The organism is Bacillus fungorum (assembly GCF_002746455.1).
GTDB lineage: Bacteria > Bacillota > Bacilli > Bacillales > Bacillaceae_G > Bacillus_A > Bacillus_A fungorum.
In genome coordinates, this window is sequence record NZ_NWUW01000009.1 from 86,229 (window position 1) to 112,764 (window position 26,536).

General features: G+C 35.7%; 26 protein-coding genes and 1 pseudogene. 10 read left to right on the forward strand and 17 right to left on the reverse strand.

Annotated features, from left to right (window positions below; translation table 11 throughout):
- Nucleotides 1-82: 82 nt before the first annotated feature.
- The 5 genes and pseudogenes from CO726_RS15095 to CO726_RS15120 all read right to left on the reverse strand — a co-directional run.
- A pseudogene (locus tag CO726_RS15095) lies at nucleotides 83-589 on the reverse strand (ATP-binding protein); the annotation flags it as partial.
- A 64-nt stretch (nucleotides 590-653) separates the two neighbouring features.
- The gene (locus CO726_RS15100) at nucleotides 654-1,322 is read right to left on the reverse strand and encodes an LSm family protein (protein ID WP_099684812.1); all 669 of its coding nucleotides are present in this window, start codon (nucleotides 1,320-1,322) and stop codon (nucleotides 654-656) included.
- Nucleotides 1,323-1,483: 161 nt separating this feature from the next.
- Nucleotides 1,484-1,933, reverse strand: coding sequence for a spore coat protein (locus CO726_RS15110; RefSeq protein ID WP_099684813.1), 450 nt, complete (start codon nucleotides 1,931-1,933; stop codon nucleotides 1,484-1,486).
- 20 nt (nucleotides 1,934-1,953) lie between these two features.
- Complete coding sequence (locus CO726_RS15115; RefSeq protein WP_099684814.1) at nucleotides 1,954-2,466, reverse strand: spore coat protein; 513 nt, start codon at nucleotides 2,464-2,466, stop codon at nucleotides 1,954-1,956.
- A gap of 235 nt (nucleotides 2,467-2,701) precedes the next feature.
- Nucleotides 2,702-2,941, reverse strand: coding sequence for a helix-turn-helix domain-containing protein (locus CO726_RS15120; protein ID WP_098758426.1), 240 nt, complete (start codon nucleotides 2,939-2,941; stop codon nucleotides 2,702-2,704).
- 178 nt (nucleotides 2,942-3,119) lie between these two features.
- Here CO726_RS15120 and CO726_RS15125 point away from each other — a divergent pair, with 178 nt between their 5' ends.
- Nucleotides 3,120-3,488 carry a hypothetical protein gene (locus tag CO726_RS15125; protein ID WP_099684815.1) on the forward strand — a complete coding sequence of 123 codons (369 nt, stop codon included), beginning with the start codon at nucleotides 3,120-3,122 and terminating at the stop codon, nucleotides 3,486-3,488.
- A gap of 194 nt (nucleotides 3,489-3,682) precedes the next feature.
- Here CO726_RS15125 and CO726_RS15135 read toward each other — a convergent pair whose 3' ends face one another.
- Nucleotides 3,683-4,732: an NAD(P)/FAD-dependent oxidoreductase gene (locus CO726_RS15135; protein WP_099684816.1), complete on the reverse strand. Its 1,050-nt coding sequence runs from the start codon at nucleotides 4,730-4,732 to the stop codon at nucleotides 3,683-3,685.
- Nucleotides 4,733-5,063: 331 nt separating this feature from the next.
- Here CO726_RS15135 and CO726_RS15145 point away from each other — a divergent pair, with 331 nt between their 5' ends.
- Genes CO726_RS15145 through CO726_RS15155 form a run of 3 tightly spaced genes read left to right on the forward strand, consistent with a single transcriptional unit; the run spans nucleotide 5,064 to nucleotide 8,074 of the window.
- Nucleotides 5,064-5,981: an iron-hydroxamate ABC transporter substrate-binding protein gene (locus tag CO726_RS15145; RefSeq protein ID WP_099684817.1), complete on the forward strand. Its 918-nt coding sequence runs from the start codon at nucleotides 5,064-5,066 to the stop codon at nucleotides 5,979-5,981.
- Between the two features lie 48 nt (nucleotides 5,982-6,029).
- Entirely contained in the window at nucleotides 6,030-7,070 is a 1,041-nt protein-coding gene (locus CO726_RS15150) for a FecCD family ABC transporter permease (RefSeq protein WP_136699651.1), read from the forward strand.
- A complete protein-coding gene (locus CO726_RS15155; protein ID WP_099684819.1) occupies nucleotides 7,067-8,074 on the forward strand; it encodes a FecCD family ABC transporter permease in 1,008 nt (335 codons plus the stop codon). Before CO726_RS15150 ends, CO726_RS15155 begins: the two co-directional genes overlap by 4 nt.
- Before the next feature lie 48 nt (nucleotides 8,075-8,122).
- Here CO726_RS15155 and CO726_RS15160 read toward each other — a convergent pair whose 3' ends face one another.
- A complete protein-coding gene (locus CO726_RS15160; protein ID WP_245916654.1) occupies nucleotides 8,123-10,171 on the reverse strand; it encodes an S-layer protein in 2,049 nt (682 codons plus the stop codon).
- 176 nt (nucleotides 10,172-10,347) lie between these two features.
- Nucleotides 10,348-10,935 (reverse strand): hypothetical protein, encoded by a 588-nt coding sequence (locus CO726_RS15165; RefSeq protein ID WP_098758419.1) that lies wholly within the window; start codon nucleotides 10,933-10,935, stop codon nucleotides 10,348-10,350.
- A gap of 287 nt (nucleotides 10,936-11,222) precedes the next feature.
- Between CO726_RS15165 and CO726_RS31805 the strand changes: the two genes are divergently transcribed.
- Complete coding sequence (locus CO726_RS31805) at nucleotides 11,223-11,393, forward strand: hypothetical protein (protein WP_165761968.1); 171 nt, start codon at nucleotides 11,223-11,225, stop codon at nucleotides 11,391-11,393.
- 64 nt (nucleotides 11,394-11,457) lie between these two features.
- Here CO726_RS31805 and CO726_RS15170 read toward each other — a convergent pair whose 3' ends face one another.
- The 3 genes from CO726_RS15170 to mtnK are packed head-to-tail and all read right to left on the reverse strand — an operon-like array spanning nucleotide 11,458 to nucleotide 14,439.
- On the reverse strand, nucleotides 11,458-12,099 hold the full coding sequence (locus CO726_RS15170; RefSeq protein WP_099684821.1) for an L-fuculose-phosphate aldolase: 642 nt from the start codon (nucleotides 12,097-12,099) through the stop codon (nucleotides 11,458-11,460).
- Between the two features lie 54 nt (nucleotides 12,100-12,153).
- Nucleotides 12,154-13,200 (reverse strand): S-methyl-5-thioribose-1-phosphate isomerase, encoded by a 1,047-nt coding sequence (gene mtnA / locus CO726_RS15175; RefSeq protein WP_099684822.1) that lies wholly within the window; start codon nucleotides 13,198-13,200, stop codon nucleotides 12,154-12,156.
- Between the two features lie 9 nt (nucleotides 13,201-13,209).
- The gene (mtnK, locus tag CO726_RS15180; RefSeq protein ID WP_099684823.1) at nucleotides 13,210-14,439 is read right to left on the reverse strand and encodes an S-methyl-5-thioribose kinase; all 1,230 of its coding nucleotides are present in this window, start codon (nucleotides 14,437-14,439) and stop codon (nucleotides 13,210-13,212) included.
- A 594-nt stretch (nucleotides 14,440-15,033) separates the two neighbouring features.
- On the opposite strand from mtnK, the gene ahpC reads away from it, so the two are divergent.
- Both ahpC and ahpF read left to right on the forward strand, forming a co-directional pair.
- Entirely contained in the window at nucleotides 15,034-15,597 is a 564-nt protein-coding gene (gene ahpC, locus CO726_RS15185) for an alkyl hydroperoxide reductase subunit C (RefSeq protein ID WP_000924422.1), read from the forward strand.
- A 14-nt stretch (nucleotides 15,598-15,611) separates the two neighbouring features.
- Complete coding sequence (gene ahpF, locus CO726_RS15190; RefSeq protein WP_099684824.1) at nucleotides 15,612-17,138, forward strand: alkyl hydroperoxide reductase subunit F; 1,527 nt, start codon at nucleotides 15,612-15,614, stop codon at nucleotides 17,136-17,138.
- Between the two features lie 48 nt (nucleotides 17,139-17,186).
- Here the strand turns inward: ahpF and CO726_RS15195 are convergent, their stop codons facing one another.
- Nucleotides 17,187-17,795: an SAM-dependent methyltransferase gene (locus CO726_RS15195; protein ID WP_099684825.1), complete on the reverse strand. Its 609-nt coding sequence runs from the start codon at nucleotides 17,793-17,795 to the stop codon at nucleotides 17,187-17,189.
- A 132-nt stretch (nucleotides 17,796-17,927) separates the two neighbouring features.
- On the reverse strand, nucleotides 17,928-19,043 hold the full coding sequence (locus CO726_RS15200; RefSeq protein WP_099684826.1) for a M20 peptidase aminoacylase family protein: 1,116 nt from the start codon (nucleotides 19,041-19,043) through the stop codon (nucleotides 17,928-17,930).
- Between the two features lie 292 nt (nucleotides 19,044-19,335).
- Here CO726_RS15200 and nhaC point away from each other — a divergent pair, with 292 nt between their 5' ends.
- On the forward strand, nucleotides 19,336-20,757 hold the full coding sequence (nhaC, locus tag CO726_RS15205) for a Na+/H+ antiporter NhaC (RefSeq protein ID WP_099684827.1): 1,422 nt from the start codon (nucleotides 19,336-19,338) through the stop codon (nucleotides 20,755-20,757).
- Here the strand turns inward: nhaC and CO726_RS15210 are convergent.
- Entirely contained in the window at nucleotides 20,746-22,017 is a 1,272-nt protein-coding gene (locus CO726_RS15210) for a transcriptional regulator (RefSeq protein WP_099684828.1), read from the reverse strand. The two genes, nhaC and CO726_RS15210, sit on opposite strands and share 12 nt — an antisense overlap.
- 92 nt (nucleotides 22,018-22,109) lie before the next feature.
- On the opposite strand from CO726_RS15210, the gene CO726_RS15215 reads away from it, so the two are divergent.
- Together CO726_RS15215 and CO726_RS15220 are read left to right on the forward strand one after the other, a co-directional pair.
- On the forward strand, nucleotides 22,110-23,219 hold the full coding sequence (locus CO726_RS15215; protein ID WP_099684829.1) for a mandelate racemase/muconate lactonizing enzyme family protein: 1,110 nt from the start codon (nucleotides 22,110-22,112) through the stop codon (nucleotides 23,217-23,219).
- Between the two features lie 14 nt (nucleotides 23,220-23,233).
- Nucleotides 23,234-23,929, forward strand: coding sequence for an N-acetyltransferase (locus CO726_RS15220; RefSeq protein ID WP_099684830.1), 696 nt, complete (start codon nucleotides 23,234-23,236; stop codon nucleotides 23,927-23,929).
- A gap of 140 nt (nucleotides 23,930-24,069) precedes the next feature.
- On the opposite strand, the gene CO726_RS15225 is transcribed toward CO726_RS15220, so the two are convergent.
- The 3 genes from CO726_RS15225 to CO726_RS32455 form a co-directional block, all read right to left on the reverse strand.
- Nucleotides 24,070-24,777, reverse strand: coding sequence for a M48 family metallopeptidase (locus tag CO726_RS15225; protein ID WP_099684831.1), 708 nt, complete (start codon nucleotides 24,775-24,777; stop codon nucleotides 24,070-24,072).
- A gap of 94 nt (nucleotides 24,778-24,871) precedes the next feature.
- Nucleotides 24,872-25,390: a YehS family protein gene (locus CO726_RS15230; RefSeq protein WP_099684832.1), complete on the reverse strand. Its 519-nt coding sequence runs from the start codon at nucleotides 25,388-25,390 to the stop codon at nucleotides 24,872-24,874.
- A 285-nt stretch (nucleotides 25,391-25,675) separates the two neighbouring features.
- On the reverse strand, nucleotides 25,676-26,416 hold the full coding sequence (locus CO726_RS32455) for a hypothetical protein (RefSeq protein ID WP_245916656.1): 741 nt from the start codon (nucleotides 26,414-26,416) through the stop codon (nucleotides 25,676-25,678).
- Nucleotides 26,417-26,536 lie beyond the last annotated feature (120 nt).

The window sequence follows — 26,536 nt, forward strand, 5'->3', positions numbered from 1 at the left end:
AAACCCTTCTTGAAACATTTTATAAAATGTTTATATTTACACAACAAGAACACTTTTCTGAAAAATATTTTCTTCTAGCATATTATACTGTCGGTAAAAAAATCTCCACTTTCGTTCCTATTCCCATGCTACTTTGAATCGCGATATTTCCTTGATGTTCCTTAATAATTTTATATGTAATCATTAATCCAAGTCCCGTACCATTCTCCTTTATTTTGTAAAAAGCCTTACCAATATTCTCTAATTTCTCCTTCTCTATACCAAAGCCTTGATCTTCAACAGAAATACACAAATGCCCTTCAGTTTTTTGATATGCACGGATATGAATATCTCCACCTTCTGGCATTGACTCTATTCCGTTTTTAATAATGTTTAATAATACCTGTTTTAATTGTTTATCATCACCATTTATAACAGGTAGATTCCCATCTACTTGCAAATGAAATCTCACTCTATATTGTGCTGCATAACTTTCCATTAGCTGGACAACATATAAAAGGATTTTCCGTATATTACACCATTCATAATTCGTTGGTTTCGGTTTTCCTAATAACATCAATTCACTAACAAACCCGTTAATCAAATCGAGCTAAACAAATGGGCTCGACCTTTTCTTCTGCATATAAAAGAAAAAGCCAGCCCTTTCAACTAGCTTACGGACAATGGACAGATTTTACATGTTGAATATTTACATACATTTTCTCATCACGTGCTTTTAATATTTCAATATGTCCTTCATTAATCTTCGCCATCTTTCCGATTTTATTAGATTCCTCACCTAAATCGAACACCATGATTTTCCCAGCCATTTTAATAAGTTGTTCTTCAAAGGTTCTAGCTAACGTAATATTTAATGGATTTACGGGGAGTTCATTTTTATTGAGGGAATAAGGGACTTGATTTTCTTTATACGGAATTAACCATTTCAAATGCTTTAAAGATATATATACCGTTTTATAAACTGGACTATAAAAAACAATATAATCGTTCATTACACTTGTAACATAACCATGTATTGGAGCATTTCCTGCTACATAAATTTCTGTAAAAATCCCTTTAGAAGTACTTAATACTTTTCTCAAAGAAATGGAAGGGGATTCCCTCTTAATTATAGAATCCACATCTGGTTTTGATATTTCCTCATCATATGGTCTTAAAAATTTATAATATTGTACATGGTATAAAGATATATATACGTAGTCTTGTCCATTGTAAAGAACGACGATATCATTTCCTACATCAATTAATACACCTTTAAATCTTTTTTCACCGATTAATTTAACATATATATTTTCTCCAATATTTTTGTTCAACTCATTCATTTATATCCTCCTTCTTATAAATTTCTTCTTTCCTATCTTCCATTTTAAAAAAATAATCAGGGCAAAGTTCTGTCTTAATAGTAAGTAATTCCTTTTCATACTATCGAAAGAAGAAATTGTTCTTTTCTTTTCCTCATAATGCCCCTCTTATTTATTAAACATTATTCATCTTCATTCTTTTTACATTTCACTACTTGACTCACACTCTTAATATGATAGTTTATGATATAAATGACTTCATCGCAGTTTACTAGCGTAATAAATTCTTCATGCACTTCACTTAATAACCCTTCCACACACTCTGGGCCGCCACGATTAATCTTTACCCACTTATACTTCGAGTCACATAATACATCGACAAAAGTATCATCATCAGAGTCGAAACATGAAACATAGCAATCGTCACATTTACTTTCTTTCACTTTCTTAACTAGACTCTTCACGTGTTTCAATTGATAATATACTAATTCACCAAGAGGAAGTTGTAATGTAAGGTAATCTCTTCCTAACGATACAAGTACCCCCACTCGACTCTCTGGTCCACGAAGATTTACTTTTACAGTCTCGCCGACTAAGCACTTAATTTGCTCACAGCATAATACACTCTCCAAGTTTATATCCTCCTTTCTTATTATCTTCCTCTACTTGATTGTCTTTGTGCACGAGCTCGACCTGAATTACTTTCACTTTCACTATTACTTTCTTCGCTTTCTTCGCTCTCTTCGCTCTCTTCGCACCCTACTGTGACACTCTTAATATGGGATATTGCAACTAATATAACTTCTTCTTTTACAATTAATTTCACAAATTCACAAGAAACATCTTGCAAGATACCTTCAACTTTCTCTGGGCCACCACGATTAATTTTCACCCAGCGATATTTGAAGCTTTGAAGTAGCTTTTCAAAGTCATCTTCACATTCCAACCATCTGCAATCATCAACTTTACAATTTTTCGCATTTTTAGTAATGCTTTTTAGATGACAAGTCTGATAGTAGTAGATCTCCCCTTTTTCATTCTTTAATACAAAGTAATCCGAACATACTGCGACTATTGTCCCTTTTTGAGATTCTGGACCACCCCTGTTTACTCTCACAAAAGATCCAATTAAGTCTTTCAAAAAATCACAATGAAATAAACTCACGAGAAAACCCCTTCCATTAATTTATAAGCTTTTGCACTGATAGTATATGTATCTGTACAGGTTACGTTCTCTATGTTTGTCCTAGCTCGAAAAAAATATGCTTTTAACATGGTAGACTATTACCTATAAAACTCCCGAAAAATTCTGAATACTCCTTAAAAATTTAATCTCTTGAGACAAAAAATCCCGTATGAGAATACATTTCTGTATATCTTCATACGGGACTTCACAAAATCTAGTCTTCGTCTTTAACGTCCATATCTTCCGGAATTGGTTCGTTCAATATTTCTTCCACTAATTGCTTATATTTCTCCATTTGTTCTAAATGTGTATTGAATTGTTCTTTATTTAATAAATATTGCTCTCCATCAAATAGCGCACGAACCTTCTTTTGCTGAACTAGCTCTTCAATATACGACTTTGGTAAATTCAAATACTCCGCAGCTTCTTCTACTGTTATATACAACGCGTTCATTCCTTTATTATTTTTTCCTATATACTGTATCTTACTTTATTTTTGTAAACAAATAAAAAAGATTTTGTAAATGCAATTTAAAAAGAAGGTGGATGCATTCCATATATTGTATAATAATATAGTAAGGATTTTTTAAATATAGAATGGTATTACCCATTTCACAAAGGAGAGTTAACATATGGCTACTCGTCACATCATTACAATGTTAGAAAAAACATTACAAGTTGAAACAGAAAGCACAATTTCTCATTTAACCACATCTTTATCTGATCGTATTCTTTCTCAAAGCGCAGCAATACATGAAAACAATTGTTACCATACAATTGGGGAATGGTACAAAAATCATTTTTTATTCCAACAAGATGATTTCCTTTGGGCTAAATACGCTTTCTATGACGCATATTGTGAAGCTATAAAGGAACAAGGACATCTTACAAAACGCGTCCGTCAAATATTAGAATCATTAGCTCGAATGCATGGAAAACAGTACATTGCTTCTATATTAAATATGCCATTTCCTAACGAACGAGCTAAAGGGACAGCATAATTTAATACTGTTCTGCGTCAACAAAGCATAGATTCATTGCTTTCTAGAAAGATTTACAAATAAAACGTTCATGTCACATGAACTGATGAAACCGGTGTCATTATAATGATTGAAAATATAGTAAACAGGAAAACCCCCATTTACCTCTCTCGTCATTCGAATAGAGAAGTAAATGGGGGGTACTTGTTCCTTTATTATTTCATCATCTGCTTAATCAATTCACGATTTCTCTTCTTAAATACTTCATTATGCGAAGAAACCATTCCATACTCACTTGCATCTGGCTGAATAAATTGTTTCGCTTTATTTACAGCATTTCCAGCATCTTGGAATGCTCCCGCAATTAAGTGTAATTTCCCTTCATGCTTTAAAATATCTCCCGCAGCATATAATCCGTCTACTGAAGACTCACTATTTGCATTCCCTGCAATATAAAAATTATCTATAATCGCAACGTCTAACTCACTATTTTCTAATAATGTAATGTCACGTTCATACCCATGATTAATAATAACTTCATCAATAGGTAAATGAGAAACTTCACCCGTCTCATGATTCGTTAATTCTACATATTCAATCGCTTCATGGCTATCACCAGCAATTAATTTTGTAATCGATGTATGAAAGAAACACTCCGCTGAACTTTTCAGCAGTTGCTTCACTTGTGCTTCATGACCAGATAACTCTTCTTTCCTATACGTTACATACACTTTTTTCGCGATTGGTTCTAATTCATTTGCCCAATCAACAGCAGAATTTCCTCCGCCGGAAATAATGATCGTTTTATCTTTGAAACGCTTTAAAGATTTCACTGTATAATTTAAATTAGATACTTCAAATCGCTCAGCACCTTCAATTGATAACTTTTGTGGTTTCAATATACCACTTCCAGTTGCCACAATAACTGTTTTTGAAAAGTGTTCTTTTCCATCGTTTGCTTTTAACGTAAAAGTGCCATCTTCATTGCGAATAATCGATTCTACTTTTGTATTTAACACCACTTCTGGCTTAAATGTTAATCCTTGTTGTACAAGTTGTTCAATTAATTTATCACCTGTAACCGGTAATATTCCACCTACATCCCAAATCATCTTCTCTGGATAAACATGTATTTTTCCACCTAGCTGTGGTTGAAATTCTATTATTTTCGTCTTCATCTCTCTGAGTCCACTATAAAAAGCTGAATAAAGCCCTGCAGGTCCCCCGCCTATCACGGTTACATCAAACAATTCCTCTCTATTCATTCACCTTCACTCCCCAGTTGTTAAAATTGATTATCATTCTCAATAAAATATAACCTGTTTCTGCAAAATTTACAATCAAAATTACTATTGACAATACACCTATATAAAATTATATTATTGAAAGAATCAATAGTGATAATCATTATCAACTTGTTAATAATTAGCAAATTTGAGATTACATCTTCTTTCATTAATATGGCTAATACTATATTGTAAAATCTCATATTCAAGATTTTTAATAACTATTTTGCATTACCACTACTCATTCCAAAAGATTGCAGTTAAACAAATTATTGTATACACATATCATCTATGTTAAAGGAGAAAGACGATGAAAAAGTTATTTATTTCACTAACAGTTCTTTTTATTCTTGTTATGAGCGCTTGTAGCAATGGCTCTACAGACAAAAAGAACGATGCAAAAGGTAGTAAATCAGAAACAATTACATACCAATCTGAAAATGGTAAAGTAGAAGTTCCTGCAAATCCAAAACGCGTTGTTGTTTTATCATCATTCGCTGGTAACGTAATGTCATTAGGAGTAAATCTTGTTGGGGCAGATTCATGGTCTAAGCAAAACCCACGTTTTGATAGTAAACTTAAAGATGTTGCTGAAGTATCAGATGAAAATGTTGAAAAAATTGCTGAACTAAACCCAGATTTAATCATTGGTTTATCAAATATTAAAAATGTTGATAAGTTAAAGAAAATCGCTCCTACTGTAACATACACTTACGGAAAAGTTGATTATTTAACACAGCATTTAGAAATCGGTAAATTATTAAACAAAGAAAAAGAAGCAAAAACTTGGGTTGATGACTTCAAGAAACGTGCACAAGACGCTGGTAAAGAAATTAAAGCAAAAATCGGTGAAGATGCAACAGTTTCTGTTGTAGAAAACTTCAACAAACAGCTTTATGTATACGGCGAGAACTGGGGCCGTGGAACAGAAATTCTGTACCAAGAAATGAAATTAAAAATGCCTGAAAAAGTAAAAGAAAAAGCATTAAAAGAAGGTTACTACGCATTATCTACTGAAGTATTACCTGAATTTGCTGGGGATTACTTAATCATAAGTAAAAACAAAGATACTGATAACTCATTCCAAGAGACAGAATCATATAAAAACATCCCAGCAGTAAAAAATAATCGCGTATACGAAGCAAACATGATGGAATTCTATTTCAATGATCCACTTACATTAGATTTCCAACTAGACTTCTTCAAGAAGAGCTTTCTTGGTAAATAATACAAACACGAGGAATTCTTAATTTAAGAATTCCTCTTCCTTTATTCTATGAACAGAAAAGATGTGAAACGAATGACAAAATATCACGACAATCCACGTTCTATAGCTTTTACATACAAACTAATTTTGAGCATAATTGCATTCTTTCTTATTTTTATGGTAGCAATGGTATTAGGTGCTGCAGATACTTCAATAAAAGACGTATGGTTAGCACTCACCTCCTCCGCTAAAGGGGACAAAATATCTATTATTCGCGAAATACGTTTGCCACGTGAAGTTGCTGCTATTTTTGTAGGAGCTGGACTAGCCGTTTCTGGAGCCATTATGCAAGGATTAACACGAAATCCACTTGCAGATCCTGGATTACTAGGGCTAACTGGTGGAGCAAATGCTGCGCTTGCACTTACACTTGCTTTCAACCCTTCTATAAGCTATCTTTACTTAACATTAGCTTGCTTTATTGGTGCTGCAATTGGCGCGATTATGGTATTTGGAATTGGTATGGTGAAAAAAGGCGGGCTGTCCCCTCTTCGAATTGTATTAGCCGGTGCTGCCGTTTCAGCATTTCTACTCGCAATTTCAGAAGGAGTCGGTATTTACTTTAAGATTTCACAAGATGTATCACTCTGGACTGCGGGAGGCGTAATTGGAACAACTTGGAGCCAATTAAAAGCTATTATTCCAGTCATTTCAATCAGTATCTTTATCGCTATATTACTAGCAAAAAAATTGACAGTTCTTAGTTTCAGTGAAGAAGTTGCTATTGGGCTCGGTCAAAAAATTATCTTCATTAAAACCATTTTATTTATCATTATCATCTTACTTGCTGGTGCTTCTGTAGCGCTTGTCGGAAATATGGCATTTATCGGTTTAATGGTACCTCACATGGTACGCCCAATTGTCGGTCCAGATTACCGATTTGTTATACCGATGTCAGCAATTGCTGGCGCTTCCTTTATGCTACTTGCAGATACAATCGGACGTACCATTAACGCTCCGTACGAAACACCAGTTGCGGCTATTGTCGCAATTGTAGGATTACCATTCTTCCTATTCATTGTACGTAAAGGAGGAAAAACATTCTCATGATACCATCTATTCTAAGAAAACAACGTCTTATCGTACTCGCTTTACTTATACTGACCATTACAACCATTGTAATTGGAATGGGGCTCGGCTCAGCATCTTTATCTTATGATCGGCTACTCCCGACACTAATGGGACAAGGAACTTTTAAAGAGGAGTTTGTTTTATACTCTTTAAGACTACCTAGAATTATCATTACATTATTAGCTGGTATGGCTCTCGCTTTATCAGGAGCGATTCTGCAAGGAATTACCCGAAATGATTTAGCTGAACCTGGTATTCTCGGTATCAACTCTGGGGCTGGTGTTGCTGTTGCTATTTTCTTCTTATACTTTCCAATAGATGTAGGTTCATTTCTTTACTTACTACCTGTCGTTGGATTTATCGGGGCATTTCTGACAGCTGTTCTAATTTACGTATTTTCATATAGCAAATCAACAGGGCTTCAGCCAATACGATTAACATTAACCGGTATCGGCTTTTCATTTGCACTATCTGGAGCGATGATTGTCCTTATTTCATCTGCTGATCGTATGAAAGTTGACTTTATCGCCAAATGGATTGCGGGAAACATTTGGGGAGATGACTGGATCTTCGTTTTAGCAATGCTCCCATGGTTAATCGTATTAATTCCGTTCGTTTTCTATAAAGCAAATCGATTAAACATTTTAGCATTAAACGAACCCGTCGCAATCGGCATTGGAATTGAAATTGAAAAAGAGCGCAGATACTTATTAATTACGGCCGTTGCACTTGCTGCTGCAGCTGTTTCCGTAACAGGAGGAATTAGCTTTATCGGGCTGATGGCTCCTCACATCGCAAAATCTTTAGTAGGTCCAAGGCATCAACTCTTCATGCCTATCGCTGTTTTAATCGGTGGATGGCTATTATTATTAGCAGACACAATCGGACGAAATATCGTTGAACCTAACGGCATCCCCGCAGGTATTGTTGTCGCTTTAATTGGTGCTCCTTACTTTATGTATTTGTTGCTTAAAAAGGCGTAAAAAACACCCTCAAGATTTTTTCTTGAGGGTGTTTTTATCTCTAGCACTTTATTCACTTTGATACATATCAACACGTTTTACAAAACCATCAGAGAAACTGAAATAGATAGCGTACCCCTCCTTACGATACACAAGAGCATCACTATCCATCCCTTCTTCTACTCCATCTGGTTCGCCTAACCAACTTTTCAACTCATTTATAGGAATATTCATATGCAACCAAATTCTTTTAACTTTTGAAGGAAACATATCCAGGTTGTAATCGCCATATACGACAGTAGTAGGTGCATCACAAGCTGTACACCCTGCCTCCTGTTGAGCGTCCGGTGCACCAAATTCTTTTGTCACCTCAACTGTTTCTTGTCCAATCACACTCAATCCAAATGGTCCTAAATTACCTTCCATTAAAGCTGTTTCTAAAACCTGTTTTATTTCTTTCTTTGTTTTAACTTTAAAATTATAAGAAGAACCAGCGCTATCATTTACCGAGATCGATGGAATGGACTCATCTGCTTCCGGTTCCTTAGCACGAGTAGTATTTTCTTGAGCAGCACTCTGCTCTCCACTACTACGCCATACTATTTTCTCTCCATGCCAAGCACTATTATTGTCCTCTTTCATCAAGTACATTCCACTTATCCCAAATAGCATCAATGTAACCATACTAAGTGGAATATAGATTCTCTTATCCTTTTTTATAACCTTTATTACACCTTTTACTTTATCGAAGGTATTTGAAAGTCTTTCATTAGTTGTACAAGCAAACAAATATTTATAGAAAGCATCCCATCCTTGTGTCTCTTTATACTCTCTTTTCAAACTAACCATAACAGCGAATGGTACCTCTTCATATTTTGAAATCCGATAAAAAGAATTTATTTCATGACGCTTCGATTTCATAAATCGAGAAAGTAAAATAGCAAGGTATTGGGAAGAGCTAAACTCTTTTAGTTCTTCACCAGGATATAAATCATGCTCATCTTTTCGTTTCATCATACGCATTTCATAATCCAAAATCAGGTTTAATTTTTGGTTCTCTTTCAAACTATGATGCACAAATTTCATTATAAACTCAGTCTTTGTCATCAAACCTAAATTCCTAAGATCATGGTCATGAACTACCATCGGTAATTGTTTAAACAACTCTGCCGTAAAGGTGATAAAAGTATCCTTTTCTTTTTCGTATAGTTCTAACGATTTACACATAAGTGCTGCAAATTTTAATAAGTTCGCATAATATTTAATACTTTTTCCATTCTTTATAATCGTTCGTTCCATAACCGGATACTCGCTCACATGTTGATAAAACTGATTAGATATTTTAATTGCCTGATTAATTTCCTTTTTCTTCAATAACAACTGTATATGGGAAATTGTTTCTTTAGCCCATGTTCCTACCTGCCCTTGCTCCCCTTTAATTAATTGCAATTTATACACATTATCTTGCAAATATAACTTTTGAAATTCTATCCCACTCTTTTTCAGTTGTTTATTAACAGTTACAAAAGCACCACCATATAAGCTCAATTGGACGTACTTATAATGGGTTTTTAATTGTTCCAGATCAATTTGCAACTGCTCATTGTATTTCTCCCACATTTGTCGTACATTCTCTTGCGCGTTTACTATTTTTAAAGCATCTGGGTCCAATAGTTTTGCAAGTCCTTTAACCAAGAGGGAGCCTCCAAACCCCACAACTAACGATGCCGTTATTTGTGATACAAGCTGTACAAGTTTTTTCCCTGAAAGCCTACTTTGTATATCTCTTAATAATTCTGTATATTGCGCATATGCTTCATAGTAATTTTGAAAATTTTTAATCGTGGTGTCCATTGAAAGATTCATTTTTTTCTTTAAATCCTCAAAAATATTACCAGAAAAATATAACTTCTTAAATAAATGTCCATGTTGATTTTTTGATATTTCTTCAAGAAATTCATAATACACTTTCCCTAAATACGGAAAACTTAGTATCTCCTTCAGCTCATCTCTAATTTCGCCTATCTGAGTTAGTTGAAAGAAACGGGTAATGCATTGTGAATAACCTTCTTTATTATCCGGATTCTGCAAGGGCTTTGAGACTTCTTCTTCTAGCATTTCATTTCGCTTCTCAATACGATTATGAATTTTTTTAAAAAATGCCTCTCCTACTCTCTCTACAAAAGATTCAATTTCTTCTGCGACATCGTAAGTCAGTTGCTCATATAATTGTTTTTTAGTTTCTAAATACAACTCTGCTGAATCATCAGGTTGCTTTTTTTCTTTTATATAACTCAAAACAGATTACCCAACAAATCAAAAATATCTAATCCATCTGCAGATGCAGATAAAATAGACCCTGCATCCGTTATATCTACAGCATTATTCACTACATCTAAAGCGTCCAAATGAGTAGTATCAATCGCACCTATATCTATATTCGCGGATATAAATTCTGGACTTGTATCAATCGTCATCCCCTCTCCCAGTGGATTCGAGTTCACATCATATAACTTTTCTCCCGTAGCTGTATTCATTGTTATTCCACCCGAACTATTAGGCTGGGAATATCCTATTACTCCTTCAAAATTATCATGAAAGTTTTCTCCAGCATAAATATTTTGGGTAGAAGTAACTGTATGCCCATCTCCAAAATCAAAGGTCGTACCATCATACACATTCCCTTGAACGCGAGCAATTGTTTCTCCATGCCCATCCATTATAATGCCACCCTCTCCAACTGGAGAGGGTTGATACGCCGCAATTACTTCTCCGCTTCTATCTCTTAAATCATACCCACCAGTCAAATTAGGTAAAATAATTTTTTCCTCCAACCTATCATTAGTAGACTGTATTCCTTGAAATAATTGATTCATTAACATTTCACTATTCCCCAAATTACTTACATCCCTTCATCTTAATAATAGGATTTCATTGATTTTATTATACGAAAAATAGGAATAAATATCCATTCAAAACATGAATACAGCAACGCCTTCTACAAAAAGTATTCTCCGTTCCTAATCGAGGTTTTAAAGTTTCATCTTCTAACTAGTAGTCGTCCTTTTAACCTTCTTAAGGCACTAGATAACGATAGGACTTTGATTAAACATTGAAGTAATGTTATATTCTTATGTATTAACTTTACATTCGAAAGGATTAATACTACATGAAAGCTATCGCTATTATTCTTATATTAATTGGCATTTTCGGTATACTAATGGGCGGAATGATGTTCGGAGATATCGGTATTGCTGCAATTATTGGTTCATTAGCAGCCTTATTCTCTGGAATTGGTTTCTGGAAATTGGATGCTCAGCTAAAAAACATATCTAAGTAATTTAAAATCTAAAACAGCCGTGAATATACTTTCTTTCACGGCTATTTTTAATCAATACTTAACTTTACTGCTGCCCATACCCTTCAAACTTCTTCGCCAAATTCTCCATCTCATCTTCTGGCAATAGCTTCGGTTCCCCGACACTTTTCGTTTGATAATAAATTTGGGCGCAAAACTCAATCTCTTCTGCAACAGTAAATGCCATTTTTATATGATTTGCACCCGCAATTAAACCGTGGTTCGCAAGTAAAACGGCACGGCGATCAATCATACCTTCAAAAGCAGCCTCTGCTAATTCCTCTGTACCAAATGTTTCATACGGTGCACAGCGTACATTCGGGCCTGCGAAAGCAATTAAATATGATACAGCAGGAAGTTCCCATCCTAATGACGCAATCGTCTTCGCATACGGAGAATGTGTATGCACAAGCGCATTTATATCTTCACGCTTTCTATAATAAATAAGGTGCATATCTAGCTCACTTGATGGTTTTCTCTCTCCCTCTACTACTTCACCATCTAAGTTTAATATAACTACATCTTCAGGTTTTGTTTCATAATAATCTAAGCCACTTGGACTAATTGCAACAAGACCTTGCTCGCGATTGAAAATACTAATATTACCGCCTGTCCCCTTTGTTAAACCGCTAGAAATCATTTTCTTTCCATATGCTACAATTTCTTCTCTTTCTTTTTGTAATAACATATACATCCCCCTAAGTATGAAGCTTATGATGACTGATTTTTTAAATCTATCTACTTATTGAAATAGCTTTTTTAAGTTCTCTGTAAACGGTGCTTTTACAATCCCTTTTTCCGTAATAATCGCGGTTACATTTTCATGTGGCGTGACATCAAATGCTGGATTATATACTTTACTTTCTTTCGGAGCAGAATATTGTCCAAAGCGATTAATCACTTCAGAAGCATCTCTTTCCTCGATTGGAATTTCTGTGCCTGTCGGTGTTTTTAAGTCAATTGTCGGCGTTGGTGCCGCTACATAAAACGGAATGTTGTAGTATTTCGCTAAAATAGATACGCCTAATGTTCCAATTTTATTTGCTACATCACCGTTCGCTGCCACACGGTCGCATCCCACAATTACCGCATCAATCTTCCCTTGTGACATGACCATAGCCGCCATATTATCCGTAATGACAGTGACGTCAATTCCCGCTCGCTGTAGTTCTAATGCTGTTAACGTTGAACCTTGTAATCTAGGGCGTGTTTCATCTGAATAGATTTTTAAGTCCCATCCTTTTTCTTTCGCTAAGTACATTGGAGCTGTCGCAGTACCATACTTAGTCGTCGCTAACGCACCAGCATTACAATGTGTTAATACTCCCATTCCATCATGGAATAATGTTAATGCATGTTCTCCAATTTGACGGTTAATTTCTTCATCTTCTCTATGAATCTCTTTTGCCTCTTCTAGTAATCTATCTTTCAACTGGGCGATTGATAAGTGTGCGTTCTCTGTCGTGACCGCCTCCATTCTTTCAAGTGCCCAAAATAAATTTACTGCCGTTGGTCTTGATGTGGCCAAATATCTACATACCCTTTTTACTTCATCAATAAATCCTGCTTCCGTACTTTCAGCAAATTCCTTTACCCCTAAATACACACCATAAGCTGCTGAAACACCAATCGCTGGCGCTCCTCTTACTTTCATTACTTGAATGGCATCCCATATACTTTCAGCTGTTTTAAAAGATTCATAGACAACTTCATTCGGTAATAACGTTTGATCTAATAAAACTAAAGCATCATCTTTCCACTGAATTGGTATTAATTGCTCTTCCATCATCTTCTCCCCTTACTTCGCGTAGTTCGTTGACTGTTCTTTTAACGTTTCTACAAAGCTTGTACCTGTTTCATATTCATTAGCTCGTAAAATAAATTTCTTTCCTACTTGAAGACAAATGCGCTCCGCTCTAGCACGTGCTTCCTCATTCTCAATACAAGTAATATCTTTTACTTTCGCTAGCCCAACAATACGACGAATTAACTCAAGGCCCGTCACTGCAGCCGTATCTTCTAATACAGATTGTAAATATACTTCGTTAAAGCCTTCTTCCTTCGCCATAATCTCGGTCACATGAATATCCCAAGCATCTAAAAACTTCTTCTTAAATAAATCAATTACTTCTACCATTGTAGATTGTAACCAATCCATATACGTATCTTTCTCAGCTCCAGACGGTATGGTCGCATCTGCATTTACCCAAGCAAACATTAAATTCGCCATTACATTCCCAACGTCATATCCCATCGGTCCATAAAAGGCAAACTCTGGATCAATAACCTTTGTGGAATCATTTTTCACAAAAACAGAACCAGTATGCAAATCACCATGAAGCAATGCCTGCGCATTCGTCATAAAAGAAAATTTAAGCTTTGCTACTTCCATACGAAGCTCTTTATCACTATAAATATGCTCTCTAATCCATCCATCATTTAATAGAAATAACTCATTACGCTTATTATGATTTGTAAATGGTTCAGCGTATACGAGGTCTTCTGTAATCTCACATAATTCAGGATTTATATAATTCTTCACGAGTTCCTTCTTCTCTTTATGATTCATTACAACATCCGATGTTAATAAGAGTGTATTTACCATAAAGGTCGTTAAATCATCCGCAAGTTTTGGAAACATTTGATGATTTATAAGTGCTGTACGTAATATTGTGTGATCCGATAAATCTTCCATTACGCAACAATTCATCACACTATCAAACAAATACACCTTTGGAACAAGCCCAGGTGCTAACTCCTCCTCTAACTGCAAAACATCTGATTCAATACGAATACGATTCGTCGACAACTTAAACTCATCTGAAATACGTGCTGTATCCCCAGCTTGCTTTACAATGACAGAAATGTTCTTCTGTTCATCCCAAACACGAAACACATAATTTAAATTACCATCGCCTATTTCTTTACACTGTAACCCCTTTGCATCCTCAAACTTAGATAATTTCTCTTTCACATATACAATCACATCGTTAGCTTCCATTAAAAAATACTTTGTGAACTTAGACATGGTTTCCCCTCCACACTAATTGTAAGCGTTTTCTAAAGGCTATAAAAAATAATAGGTTGAATGCTTTTTATCCTATATTATATATTCTTCTTTTTGAAAGATATATCTAGGTTTTATTATATCTTGTTAGCAATTCGAGTCAATGTTCCTAATTTTCACCTCAAATATATACTTCCTAATTATATATTTGAGATGAAAAAAATTGTTCACAAAGATTCCGATTCATTTTATTTTATTTATCACAAAATTCTTTGTAAAATAGAAATAAGCAGTTCCTTTTCAAAACCACAACTTCTAAGAAATATCTCCTTCCTAAGAATTTACACTTACACCATCTCTCTAACATACACACTACTCTTTCAAACACTCATTGAAGATTTATGACATAAAAATTACCTTTTAATTCCCTAACAACACTAATTGAGAATAAATATTAATTAAATTGATATAAAGTTGGTTTATTCTCTTGACAAAATAACCACTTCTATATGATAATTAATATTGAATTAGAATTATTATAGTTAATTAAAAAATTTATTTTATGAGCACACTATTTTTTGATGCTCAAAACCAACATTTAGGAGGAATTTTAATATGTTATTAATCGGCACAGAAGTAAAACCGTTTAAAGCTAATGCTTACCATAATGGAGAATTTATCCAAGTTACTGACGAAAGTTTAAAAGGAAAATGGAGTGTAGTTTGTTTCTACCCAGCTGACTTCACATTCGTTTGCCCAACTGAACTTGAAGACTTACAAAACCAATATGCAACTCTTAAAGAGTTAGGCGTTGAAGTATACTCTGTATCTACAGACACTCACTTCACTCACAAAGCATGGCATGATAGCTCAGAAACTATCGGCAAAATCGAATACATTATGATTGGTGACCCAACTCGCACAATCACTACAAACTTCAACGTTTTAATGGAAGAAGAAGGTCTTGCTGCTCGTGGTACATTCATCATCGATCCAGACGGCGTTATCCAATCTATGGAAATCAATGCTGACGGTATCGGCCGTGACGCAAGCATTCTTGTTAACAAAATTAAAGCAGCTCAATACGTACGTAACAACCCTGGTGAAGTTTGCCCAGCTAAATGGCAAGAGGGTTCTGCTACACTTAAACCAAGCCTTGACCTTGTAGGCAAAATCTAAGGAGTTCGATCAAAATGATACTAGATGCAGATATAAAAACACAACTATCCCAATACCTTCAATTAATGGAGAACGATATTTTACTTAAAGTAAGCGCTGGAGACGATGCAATATCTAAAGATATGTTAGCTCTAGTTGATGAATTATCTACTATGTCATCTAAGATTACAGTAGAAAAAGTTGAACTAGAGAGAACACCAAGCTTTAGCGTAAACCGCCCTGGTGAAAACACTGGTGTTGTATTCGCTGGTATTCCATTAGGACACGAATTTACTTCATTAGTGTTAGCTTTACTACAAGTAAGTGGACGCGCTCCAAAAGTTGAACAAAAATTAATCGATCAAATTAAAAACATTCAAGGCGAATATCATTTTGAATCTTATATCAGCCTAAGTTGTCATAACTGTCCTGATGTTGTACAAGCTCTTAATGTAATGAGCGTTCTTAACTCTGGTATTACACATACTATGATTGATGGCGCTGCATTCAAAGAGGAAGTAGAAAGCAAGGACATCATGGCAGTACCAACAGTTTTCCTAAATGGCGAATCTTTCGGAAGCGGTCGTATGACACTTGAAGAAATTTTAGCTAAAATGGGTAACGGTCCAGATGCATCAGAGCTTTCTGATAAAGATCCATACGATGTTCTTGTTGTTGGTGGCGGCCCTGCTGGTGCAAGTGCAGCAATTTATGCAGCACGTAAAGGCATCCGCACTGGTATCGTTGCTGAGCGCTTCGGTGGTCAAGTAATGGATACTATGGGCATTGAGAACTTCATCAGCGTAAAACGCACTGAAGGTCCTAAGCTAGTAGCAAGCCTTGAAGAGCACGTAAAAGAATACGACATCGATGTAATGAATCTACAACGTGCGAAACGTTTAGAGAAAAAAGAACTTATTGAAGTGGAACTTGAAAACGGCGCTATTCTGAAAAGTAAGAGCGTAATCGTTTCAACAGGTGCTCGCTGGCGTAACGTTGGCGTACCAGGTGAAGCTGAGTTCAAAAATAAAGGTGTAGCATACTGCCCACACTGTGACGGTCCATTATTCATTGGAAAAGATGTAGCAGTTATTGGCGGCGGTAACTCTGGTATTGAAGCAGCTATCGACTTAGCAGGTATTGTTAAGCACGTAACTGTTCTTGAATTCATGCCAGAATTAAAAGCTGATGCTGTATTACAAGAACGTCTTAACAGCTTACCAAACGTAACTGTTCTGAAAAACGTTCAAACGAAAGAAATCACTGGTACTGATAAAGTAAACGGTATTTCTTACATCGATCGTGAAACTGAAGAAGTTCATCACGTTGAATTACAAGGTGTATTCGTACAAATCGGTCTTGTGCCAAACACAGACTGGTTAGGCGAAACAGTTGAACGCGTTCGCGGTGAAATCGTAACAGACAAGCACGGCGCTACAAACGTACCAGGAGTGTTTGCTGCAGGTGACTGTACAAATAATCCGTACAAACAAATCATCATTTCTATGGGTTCAGGTGCAAACGCAGCTTTAGGTGCATTTGATTACTTAATCCGTAACTAATTAGATAGACGTGAGTAAAGAAAAGCAGGTGCCTTGGCACCTGCTTTTTTATAATCTTAATGTATAAACTAAAAACCTCTCATTCCCATTCTTCTCATAAGCTCCTGGTAATCTAACTTCCTTCTTCAGCTCAAACGCAGTCTGGTTCTCTAAGAAGAAAATATAATCCTCCGAAGGATAATATAAAATAATATCCACTTCTCTCCCCGTTTCTTCTACCGAAAGCAAAATATTATTTACTACGTTCATAAATACTTGTACAGAAAATGGATTAAAGAAATAAAACCGATTATCACGCGGATCAATCTCATATTCTTGCGCTAAACAACACTCAAATTGAATTTTCCCCTTACTGTTTCGCGCCTTTCGTGCATAACGATCACGATTGTCCATCGCCTCTTTATAAAACTCTTCATTCATTTCAATTCCAACTGCTAAGGCACCACACTTATGATGCATATAAAAGTTTAATCGTCCTTTTCCGCACCCAAAGTCTACAATTCGGTCGCTACTTCGTATTTCATATTGATTCAATAACTCATCTAACCCGCTATACGGCGTCGGTTCATAACGATGATAATGCATAGACTTGTTAAACCCTTTTTGCTCACCGACTGTTTTTATATGTAAAACTGCATCGTAATATTGTTCGTTCATTCGTTTTCTCCTATTAAAAAATGGTACTTATTATTATACACCATGTACTGGAGAGGGATTTTTCATCGAATTAATTGGTGCTTGAAATTATATAAACTTAACAACAATTCACGACAAAAAAACAGGAGCTCTCTAGCCCCTGTCCTCTAACACTTTCAATACAGTTTGCTTCAATATTTCTACCCCGTCCATAATACAACTATGATCGAACTTCATATACGGATGGTGTAATCCAGGTTGTAAGTTTGCTCCTAGTCCAAGCATGACAGCTTTTAAATGTGGTCTCTTCACTGTGTAGTAATGGAAATCATCGCTCCCTGTCGTATACAGTGGCCCAGTGCATCCCTCTTCCCCGTACACTTCAAGAATACCTTTACGCATATAGCGCTCTGCTTCTTCCGACACCTCTGCTCCTGGTGCAAGATCAATCCATTCGTATGAAGTTTTCGACCCCATCGATGCAGCTGATTCTATTACATGCTCTATTTTTTTCTTTAATTCTTCTAATAATGTATTATTCTCGGCTCTGACATCTAAGCTAAAATGACCGTTACCCGGAATGATATTTAAATTATCTCCACCAGCTTGGCACCTCGTCATCTTTACTGAATAGGAACTTTGCGGTGGTAGCCATATATTTTTCAAACCTATATTAATCATGGAAATGACATCAATCGCGTTCACACCTTGATGCGGGCGTGCCCCATGTGCATCTTCCCCATGAATCGTACCTTCTAAAAATCCTGCCGCTCCGTGACGAATAGAAGGAGCAGCTTGTTTCAAAGGCAGTTCTTCAATTGGGCGCAAATGAACACCGAATAGGAAATTCGCATCATCCACAGCACCTTTCTCTACCATCTTTAAAGCTCCATTCCCCTTCTCTTCTGCCGGCTGAAAAACAAATCTAACAGTACCGCTATCCCATCTCATATTTTTCAATTGTAAAATAAGCCCCATTACAATTGTCATATGTGCATCGTGACCACATGAATGATTCGCTTTAAATTCTCCGTCTACTTCTTGCCAAAGTGCATCCATATCAGCACGAATTGCAATAACTGGATTCCCGCTTCCGATTTCAGCAATCACGCCTGGGCAATCATCAAATATCTTATATGAAATTCCTTCTTCTTTTAAAAAGTTAGTAATATACGCTGTCGTTTCATACTCTTTCCAACTCACTTCAGGGTTTTCATGTAAATGCTGAAAAATTTCCGTTAAACGCTCTTGTAGTTCTAATGTTTTCAAAGCTACATTCTCCTTCCCAAATTCCAAAACCATTCAGGTTAATTATACTTATGAAAAACAGATGTTTTTATGAACATATTGAATTTTAAGAAAAAAGTCAATTGTTTATTTTTAAATACTTCAAAAGCTTACCCTACATCCATATTACAAACTAAACGAACAACTAGAACATTCCCTATTTTCTGTTTTTTGTTGACGCTTACATATATTTTTAGTTATCATAACTTAATAAACGTCTATTTTACGACAATTCTAAAAATACAAACAAAGATACGTAACAAGGAGGAAATTTATGAAAAAAGAAATACCTTTTGGAATAGCGATTATCCCTATTATCATTACCGTCGCAGTTATGATGGTTACAATTGTTGTATTAAAACAAAGTCCTCACGTTCCACTTATTATTGGTACAACCGTTGCCTCTATCGTTGCTTGGCGTTACGGTTACAAATGGAATGATCTTGAAGAGGCAATGTATAAAGGGATTCGTCTTGCATTACCCGCTATCGTCATTATTATTCTTGTTGGGTTAACAATCGGTGCTTGGATTGGCGGTGGAATCGTCGCAACAATGATCTACTACGGTTTAAAGCTTTTAACTCCATCATTATTTTTAGTTTCAATTACCGTGATTTGTTCTATTGTTGCATTAGCAATTGGTAGCTCTTGGTCTACAATGGGGACAATTGGTGTTGCAGGAATGGGAATTGGCCTAAGTATGGGAATCCCAGCTCCAATGGTTGCCGGTGCTATCATTTCCGGTTCTTATTTCGGCGATAAAATGTCACCGCTTTCAGACACAACTAACTTAGCCGCGGGATTAACCAATACAGATTTATTTGCACACATTCGTCATATGTTATTTACTACAGTTCCAGGTTTAATTATTACTCTTATCGTCTACGCTTTCTTAGGAAGAAACTTCGGCGCTAACAATATTGATGCGAAAAGCATCGATCAAACGCTACAAGTATTGCAACAAAACTTTGTTATTTCACCTTTTTTATTAATTATACCCATAGTCGTTATGGTATTGGTCGCTAAAAAAGTCCCTGCTATACCAGCTATTCTCGTAGGTATTATTTTAGGATTTCTATCCCAAGTCTTTATTCAAGGTGGTTCTATTTCAGCATCTGTCGGTGCACTCCAAGCTGGATTTGTTATAGACACTGGAAACAAGCTAGTAGACGAACTATTTAACCGCGGCGGCTTAGATTCGATGATGAATACAGTCTCTATGACAATTGTCGCTATGACTTTTGGAGGAGTACTAGAACATACTGGCATTCTTCGCTCAATTGTAAATCAAATTTTAAAATTAGCGACATCAGCAAAAGGGCTTATTGCTTCTACTATCGCTTCATGTTTTGCAACAAACCTTACTTGCTCTGAACAATATATTTCGATTGTTGTTCCTTCAAGAATGTACGCAAATGCATACACAGAAAAAGGACTCCATTCTAAAAATTTATCCAGAGCATTAGAAGATGGTGGAACATTAACTTCTGTCTTCGTACCTTGGAATACATGTGGTGTATTTATACTCGCAACACTTGGAGTTGGCGCATTCGAATATGCTCCTTATGCTATATTGAATTTCATCGTACCTATTATCTCGATCATTTACGGCATAACTGGTCTCACAATTACGAAACTATCCGACATTGAAAAAGCGGAACTACTAAAAAAACAAAAGTCTCAATTAGAAGCTTAAAGATAACGGTAAATTCAGTTCATATATTGCGCGAGGGCGCCCTTGTTGATATGGCATTTCCTCGCCGCAAATATGAGCATACCCATAATCAACTAGTTTCTTTAATAGCCTTTCAGTTGATCGCCGAGTCACTTGTAAGTATTCAGAAAGATCTGCTGCTGTAAACTTCAATGACGGATGCGATTGACTAAATTGAATAATTTTTGATAAGTTTGCTGGACTAAGTTTCGTTTCTTTCGCTATTTTCATTAGTTCCGGTTTGTCATTCTTCAAGCTTTGTACTCTCTGTTCTTTCGGGAATGGCCCAAATAGTTCTTTATCACTTGTTAGTATATAAAAACAGTGATCTATTGGATTATTCTTCGCGAAACCTTGAGCGATTTTAGCATTTTGTTCTGCTTCTTTCACAGTTTTTCCGTAACCAAATCCAATAGCTATCGTTCCTTCTATGCTCGCAAATAAATTGTTTATCATATTTGTTTTTATAATCGATTCAATATCACCTCGAGTCGTATACAAAATGAACATCATTTCATCAACTTTTTTAAATGAACCACGTAGTTCTTTTGAAATGACATCTAATTGCTCAAGCAAACCTTCTCGTAATTCTAAAGAAGAAATAATACAAGCACCAACAGTCGCTGAATGACTTTTTGCTAACTCAGCTTTTATTTTTGCATCTTTTAACCCATGTATAATGGCTTGCTTCGGATCTATCATACGTTCTGAAGGAATACCTATTTTTTGAAGTTCATCATAGACAGCGTGAATACTAGTTAAAGCTAAAAGAGCCTCTCCAGATTCATATTTAGCTACATGAAAATCAATAACTCTATTTATTTCATCTTTACTCCATAGCATATTTTCATAATCAAACACTTGTGGACTTTCTTTTATACCGATATCTTGGAACACATTTATAATAAATGAGCGGTCTACTAAATCAATTGAAATTTTATGTGGTTGAATCCCTTGGTGATACATAACAGAAAGAATGGAAGATGCGACAGTTGTCTCGTCTTGTTGTAAGTACATACTTGGAATTCGTAATTGTTCTCTTATTTCTTTTGCCATATAATAAGGTAAAGCACCTGAGAAAAAGATGAAATCACAAGGCTTTAAACGCTTTAATAGTTCAGAAGATTCTGCCGGATGAAGGTAAATATATGGATCAATCTCTATTTCTTCTATTTTATGAGCAATAGGTAAAAGTGTCTCCATAAACTCTTTTGAACCGACAACTGCAATTTTTATCATCATTTCTCTAACTCCTTATCATTAATTAACGACTATTTAACGTCAACTATATCAAATGTACAAAACTATTGTAAACAGGAAGGGGTCTCTACCTAATGAAAATTACAGCTATTCATCTTTATTCAATTCGTTTACCGCTTCGCGATCCGTTTGTTATTAGTTACGGTTCTTATTCTGATATGCCTTCTATTATCGTCAAAATAGAAACAGATGAAGGCATTATCGGTTACGGTGAAGGCGTTGCTGATGATCACGTTACAGGCGAATCATGGGAAAGTACTTTCCATACTTTAAAGCATACACTAGCTCCTGCCCTTATCGGCCAAAATCCAATGAATATCGAAAAAATACACGATATGATGGACAATACAATTTACGGTGTTCCAACAGCGAAAGCCGCAATTGATATTGCTTGCTTTGATATAATGGGTAAAAAATTAAATCAACCTGTATATCAATTAATTGGCGGGCGCTATCATGCAGAGTTTCCTGTCACTCACGTATTAAGTATCGCAGACCCAGAAGAAATGGCCGAAGAAGCTGCCTCTATGATTCAGAAAGGTTACCAATCTTTCAAAATGAAAGTCGGTACAAATGTAAAAGAAGATGTAAAACGTATTGAAGCTGTACGAGAGCGTGTAGGAAATGACATCGCGATTCGCGTTGATGTAAACCAAGGTTGGAAAAATAGTGCAAACACATTAACAGCACTTCGTTCATTAGGACATTTAAACATCGATTGGATTGAACAGCCTGTCATCGCAGACGATATTGATGCAATGGCTCATATTCGTTCTAAAACAGACCTTCCACTTATGATTGACGAAGGATTAAAGAGCTCTCGTGAAATGCGCCAAATTATTAAATTAGACGCTGCTGATAAAGTAAATATAAAACTAATGAAATGCGGCGGCATATATCCAGCTGTAAAACTTGCTCATCAAGCTGAAATGGCGGGCATTGAATGCCAAGTTGGGTCCATGGTCGAATCATCTGTTGCCTCTTCCGCAGGATTCCATGTCGCTTTCTCGAAAAAAATCATTACGAGCGTCGAGCTAACGGGTCCATTAAAGTTCACGAAAGACATCGGAAACTTACATTACGACGTACCATTTATTCGCTTAAACGAAAAGCCAGGACTCGGCATTGAAATAAATGAGGATATCCTGCAAGAACTCACCGTCTTTCAAGACGTTGTACGCTAAAGGAGGACTAACGCATGACAGTTCTATACAAAGGATCATTAAAACAAAATAACGATCCATTTCATGTTACATTACTATCAAGAGAGCACATCGAACAAATTTTATTACTACAGAACGTTGTAGTTGAAGCACTGGAAGATAAAAGTCGTTTACAACCACTTTCACAAGAAGAATTTCAATATATTTTAGAAGGAAATGGCATGATGATCGGTGCTTTTATCGAAACCGAACTCATCGCATTTCGTGCCCTACTCGTCCCTCCTATCGACGATGAACATTTAGGACTTGATATCGGCTTACCAGAAAGTGAACTGCACCGCGTCATCTATCAAGAAATATCAAACGTTCATCCGAACTGCCGAGGAAATGGAATGCAAAAAATATTAGCGACAGTCATCATGGATGAATTACAAAAAGAAGATAGCAACTACGACTATGTTTGCTGCACCGTTGCACCTTTTAACATTCCAAGTTTAAAAGATAAGTTCGCACAAGGGATGGAGATTGCTGCGCTGAAGGAGAAGTATGGCGGGAGTATGCGGTATGTTTTTGTGAAGGAACTGCGTGGGGCCAAGGAAAGAGATTGGACGGATGTTAAGAGTGTTCCGATGAGTGACGCTAATGGACAGCAAACGTTAATTTCAGAAGGCTATCTTGGGTATGAGATGAAGAAAGTGGATGGAGATTTTGTTTTGAAGTTTGGACGATGATTACTACGCCAGAAAAAAGGAGATGTCTGCTGTGACATCTCCTTTTGCTTTATCTTTATTGAACATATCGACCGCAACTCCAAATATATTGACTTACCGACAAGTATTGACTATAATCGCAACCTATATAAAGCGCACCACTAAACCGTCATCTTCCAACTAGATAACGCTAACCAATTCTCCATTTCCTTATAATCAGGCATTATTTTCCCTACAAGACGCCAAAAAGATCGATCATGATTTAAATGAACCATATGACACATTTCGTGAACAACTACATAGTCAATTACTTGCTGTGGTGCCATCGCTAGCTTCCAATTGAATGTTAGTTGTAAATTTGAATCGCAAGTACCCCACGTACGACTACTATCTGTAATACGAATAGAACGCGGTTTTGTTTTGAAATTACTTTGATGCACTTTAATACTCTTCTCTACTAACGACTTACACTGCTTATAGTAAAATCGTTTTAAAGCTTGTTGTATTTTCTCATCCTTAAGCTCATTCACATAAATATGTAGCTTATCTTCTTCAAACACTGCATTGTCTTGCGTAATACTTGCATCTTGAGAAATTTGTATTGGATACGTATTCCCTAAGTACAGAAAACCCTCTCCTTGATCATAATCCTTTTCCTGTGGTCCAAGCGATCTCTCTTGCATTTCCTTACGTGTTTTCTGAATCCAATTCCATTTCTCTTCTAGCAACTGAACTACGTATTCAACTGGTGTACCTTTTGGAGCCTGCACTTCCACATTTCCGTACGAATCTACAAAAAGACGCACCGATTTTTTCTTTTTATAAGTTATATGAAAATTAATTGTCTCACCTAAATATGTATGTACCATTTCATCACCTAACGTATTATTTTACAAATAAAAAAGAGTAGGATACAAACGCCCTACTCTACCTATTATATCATTTATCGCTTTAACGGAATCATTACCCTCTATACTTTACACCTAATCCCTTAATGAAATTCCTTGCGTATCTATCGCCGCACTCTTTGTAATTTTTATGGCCTTTTTTTCTTAATAGAGCGCCTAACTCTCCTTTTGTTACCGTAACACCTACGCTATCTAATATATCAAGTACATCCTCACTCGTTAAAGATAGTGCGATTTTCATTTTCTTTAGAAGAAGGTTATTCGCACTATCTTTACTTTGTACAGGTGCCGGTTGTCCTGGTTTCGGATCTTGCTTCCCTCTTTTTAAAGTAATAAATCCATTTAAAAATGCCTCTAACATCATCATGTCGCATGTTAATACGTACTCATCTTCGATTACATCATCATTTTCAGCTTCATGCTGAGGAGCTCTCTTTATTTTTGTAAGCATATCAACTACGTCTTCTTTCGTTACTTCCATACCACCAAGTTTAAAGATCTCTACCATATCTATATCTTTTATATCTAAAGCGTACCTTACTCTTTTTAATATATCGTTGTTGCTCATTGCCATTGTTTTTCCTCCTGAAATGTTGATTATTTATATAGCAGTTAAAGTTTATCCTTTAACATGCTTTGAATTATCATCTTTACTATAACGTTTTAGTTAATGTTCGCTAAATTAATACTTTAACATTTTAAAGGTGTGTTTTGTAGTCTTATCCGGATTAATACTTGTAAAGGGTATATCGCAATCCAAATAATAGTTTGATTCTATGGAAAGGTTAAAATTACTGTATCATTATTTCTACACTGCTCAATTTCATTCAATTTAACTAATAACATACACCATTTCCCATTATTTTTTATAATATACTGTTGTACCAATATCAGATATAAAACTGATTACTTTTACACTTCCTCCGATGGCACCTACTTTCACTTCTATTTTTGAAGGTGAAGGCAGACTAGCGCTACTATAATTATAAAAAATGTAAGGGGATTCCTTACGAGAATCTAGAAGAACGGCATCATCAGGCAGGATTGAATTTATTATACGATCCGCTTCTTCCAAAGAAATCGGTTCATTATCTAACCGAACAGTTAAAGTTTCAATGAGACTTTTTGATATATGACCATATAGATCGCCCGATAAACTATATGAGTATGTGTCAAATTCTGATTTATATTGATCAGAAGCGATTTTTTTAAGTTCTTCTGATTTATCTCCAATTTTAATTTCATTTTGAACTAAAGAATACACTGTTATTTTTTCCGTAGAGGGATTATCTAAATTATCATTGGCAATCTCTGTTTCATTTTCCACTGGTTTATCCTCATAAGTCATTTCAATAAATTTCACATTACCATCCTGGTCACAGTCCAACCAAACACTAACGTTTTTATTTTTGAAAGCTCCATCTACACTTACAGATATGCTACCGCCTCCAGTTCCAGAAAACTTCTCAATCTGCACACTTTCCGCATCATTTCCTCGAACATCGTATTTTGCATATCCTTCTGCCTCAGTGCCTTCTGATTCCACTTTAGTACCTAACGTGATATCAAGACCTAATAATTTGAAGGCATCCTTCAACATAATAATCTCCTAAAAATAATTTTTGGATGAATGACTTATAGTTTCAAAAAAGGATTCAGGTTCGAGAAAATCCCCCTTCGTAATAAAATAAAAAATGGTTTCTGAACCCTCATACTCCTT

Coding starts and splice junctions, on each gene's coding strand:
- CO726_RS15100 (WP_099684812.1), bottom strand. CDS start 1,322: ATGAATGAGTTGAACAAAAATATTGGAGAAAATATATATGTTAAATTA.
- CO726_RS15120 (WP_098758426.1), bottom strand. CDS start 2,941: ATGAACGCGTTGTATATAACAGTAGAAGAAGCTGCGGAGTATTTGAAT.
- CO726_RS15125 (WP_099684815.1), top strand. CDS start 3,120: ATGGCTACTCGTCACATCATTACAATGTTAGAAAAAACATTACAAGTT.
- CO726_RS15135 (WP_099684816.1), bottom strand. CDS start 4,732: ATGAATAGAGAGGAATTGTTTGATGTAACCGTGATAGGCGGGGGACCT.
- CO726_RS15145 (WP_099684817.1), top strand. CDS start 5,064: ATGAAAAAGTTATTTATTTCACTAACAGTTCTTTTTATTCTTGTTATG.
- CO726_RS15150 (WP_136699651.1), top strand. CDS start 6,030: ATGAACAGAAAAGATGTGAAACGAATGACAAAATATCACGACAATCCA.
- CO726_RS15155 (WP_099684819.1), top strand. CDS start 7,067: ATGATACCATCTATTCTAAGAAAACAACGTCTTATCGTACTCGCTTTA.
- CO726_RS15160 (WP_245916654.1), bottom strand. CDS start 10,171: ATGCTAGAAGAAGAAGTCTCAAAGCCCTTGCAGAATCCGGATAATAAA.
- CO726_RS15165 (WP_098758419.1), bottom strand. CDS start 10,935: ATGTTAATGAATCAATTATTTCAAGGAATACAGTCTACTAATGATAGG.
- CO726_RS31805 (WP_165761968.1), top strand. CDS start 11,223: ATGAAAGCTATCGCTATTATTCTTATATTAATTGGCATTTTCGGTATA.
- CO726_RS15170 (WP_099684821.1), bottom strand. CDS start 12,099: ATGTTATTACAAAAAGAAAGAGAAGAAATTGTAGCATATGGAAAGAAA.
- mtnA (WP_099684822.1), bottom strand. CDS start 13,200: ATGATGGAAGAGCAATTAATACCAATTCAGTGGAAAGATGATGCTTTA.
- mtnK (WP_099684823.1), bottom strand. CDS start 14,439: ATGTCTAAGTTCACAAAGTATTTTTTAATGGAAGCTAACGATGTGATT.
- ahpC (WP_000924422.1), top strand. CDS start 15,034: ATGTTATTAATCGGCACAGAAGTAAAACCGTTTAAAGCTAATGCTTAC.
- ahpF (WP_099684824.1), top strand. CDS start 15,612: ATGATACTAGATGCAGATATAAAAACACAACTATCCCAATACCTTCAA.
- CO726_RS15195 (WP_099684825.1), bottom strand. CDS start 17,795: ATGAACGAACAATATTACGATGCAGTTTTACATATAAAAACAGTCGGT.
- nhaC (WP_099684827.1), top strand. CDS start 19,336: ATGAAAAAAGAAATACCTTTTGGAATAGCGATTATCCCTATTATCATT.
- CO726_RS15210 (WP_099684828.1), bottom strand. CDS start 22,017: ATGATGATAAAAATTGCAGTTGTCGGTTCAAAAGAGTTTATGGAGACA.
- CO726_RS15215 (WP_099684829.1), top strand. CDS start 22,110: ATGAAAATTACAGCTATTCATCTTTATTCAATTCGTTTACCGCTTCGC.
- CO726_RS15220 (WP_099684830.1), top strand. CDS start 23,234: ATGACAGTTCTATACAAAGGATCATTAAAACAAAATAACGATCCATTT.
- CO726_RS15225 (WP_099684831.1), bottom strand. CDS start 24,777: ATGGTACATACATATTTAGGTGAGACAATTAATTTTCATATAACTTAT.
- CO726_RS15230 (WP_099684832.1), bottom strand. CDS start 25,390: ATGGCAATGAGCAACAACGATATATTAAAAAGAGTAAGGTACGCTTTA.
- CO726_RS32455 (WP_245916656.1), bottom strand. CDS start 26,416: ATGTTGAAGGATGCCTTCAAATTATTAGGTCTTGATATCACGTTAGGT.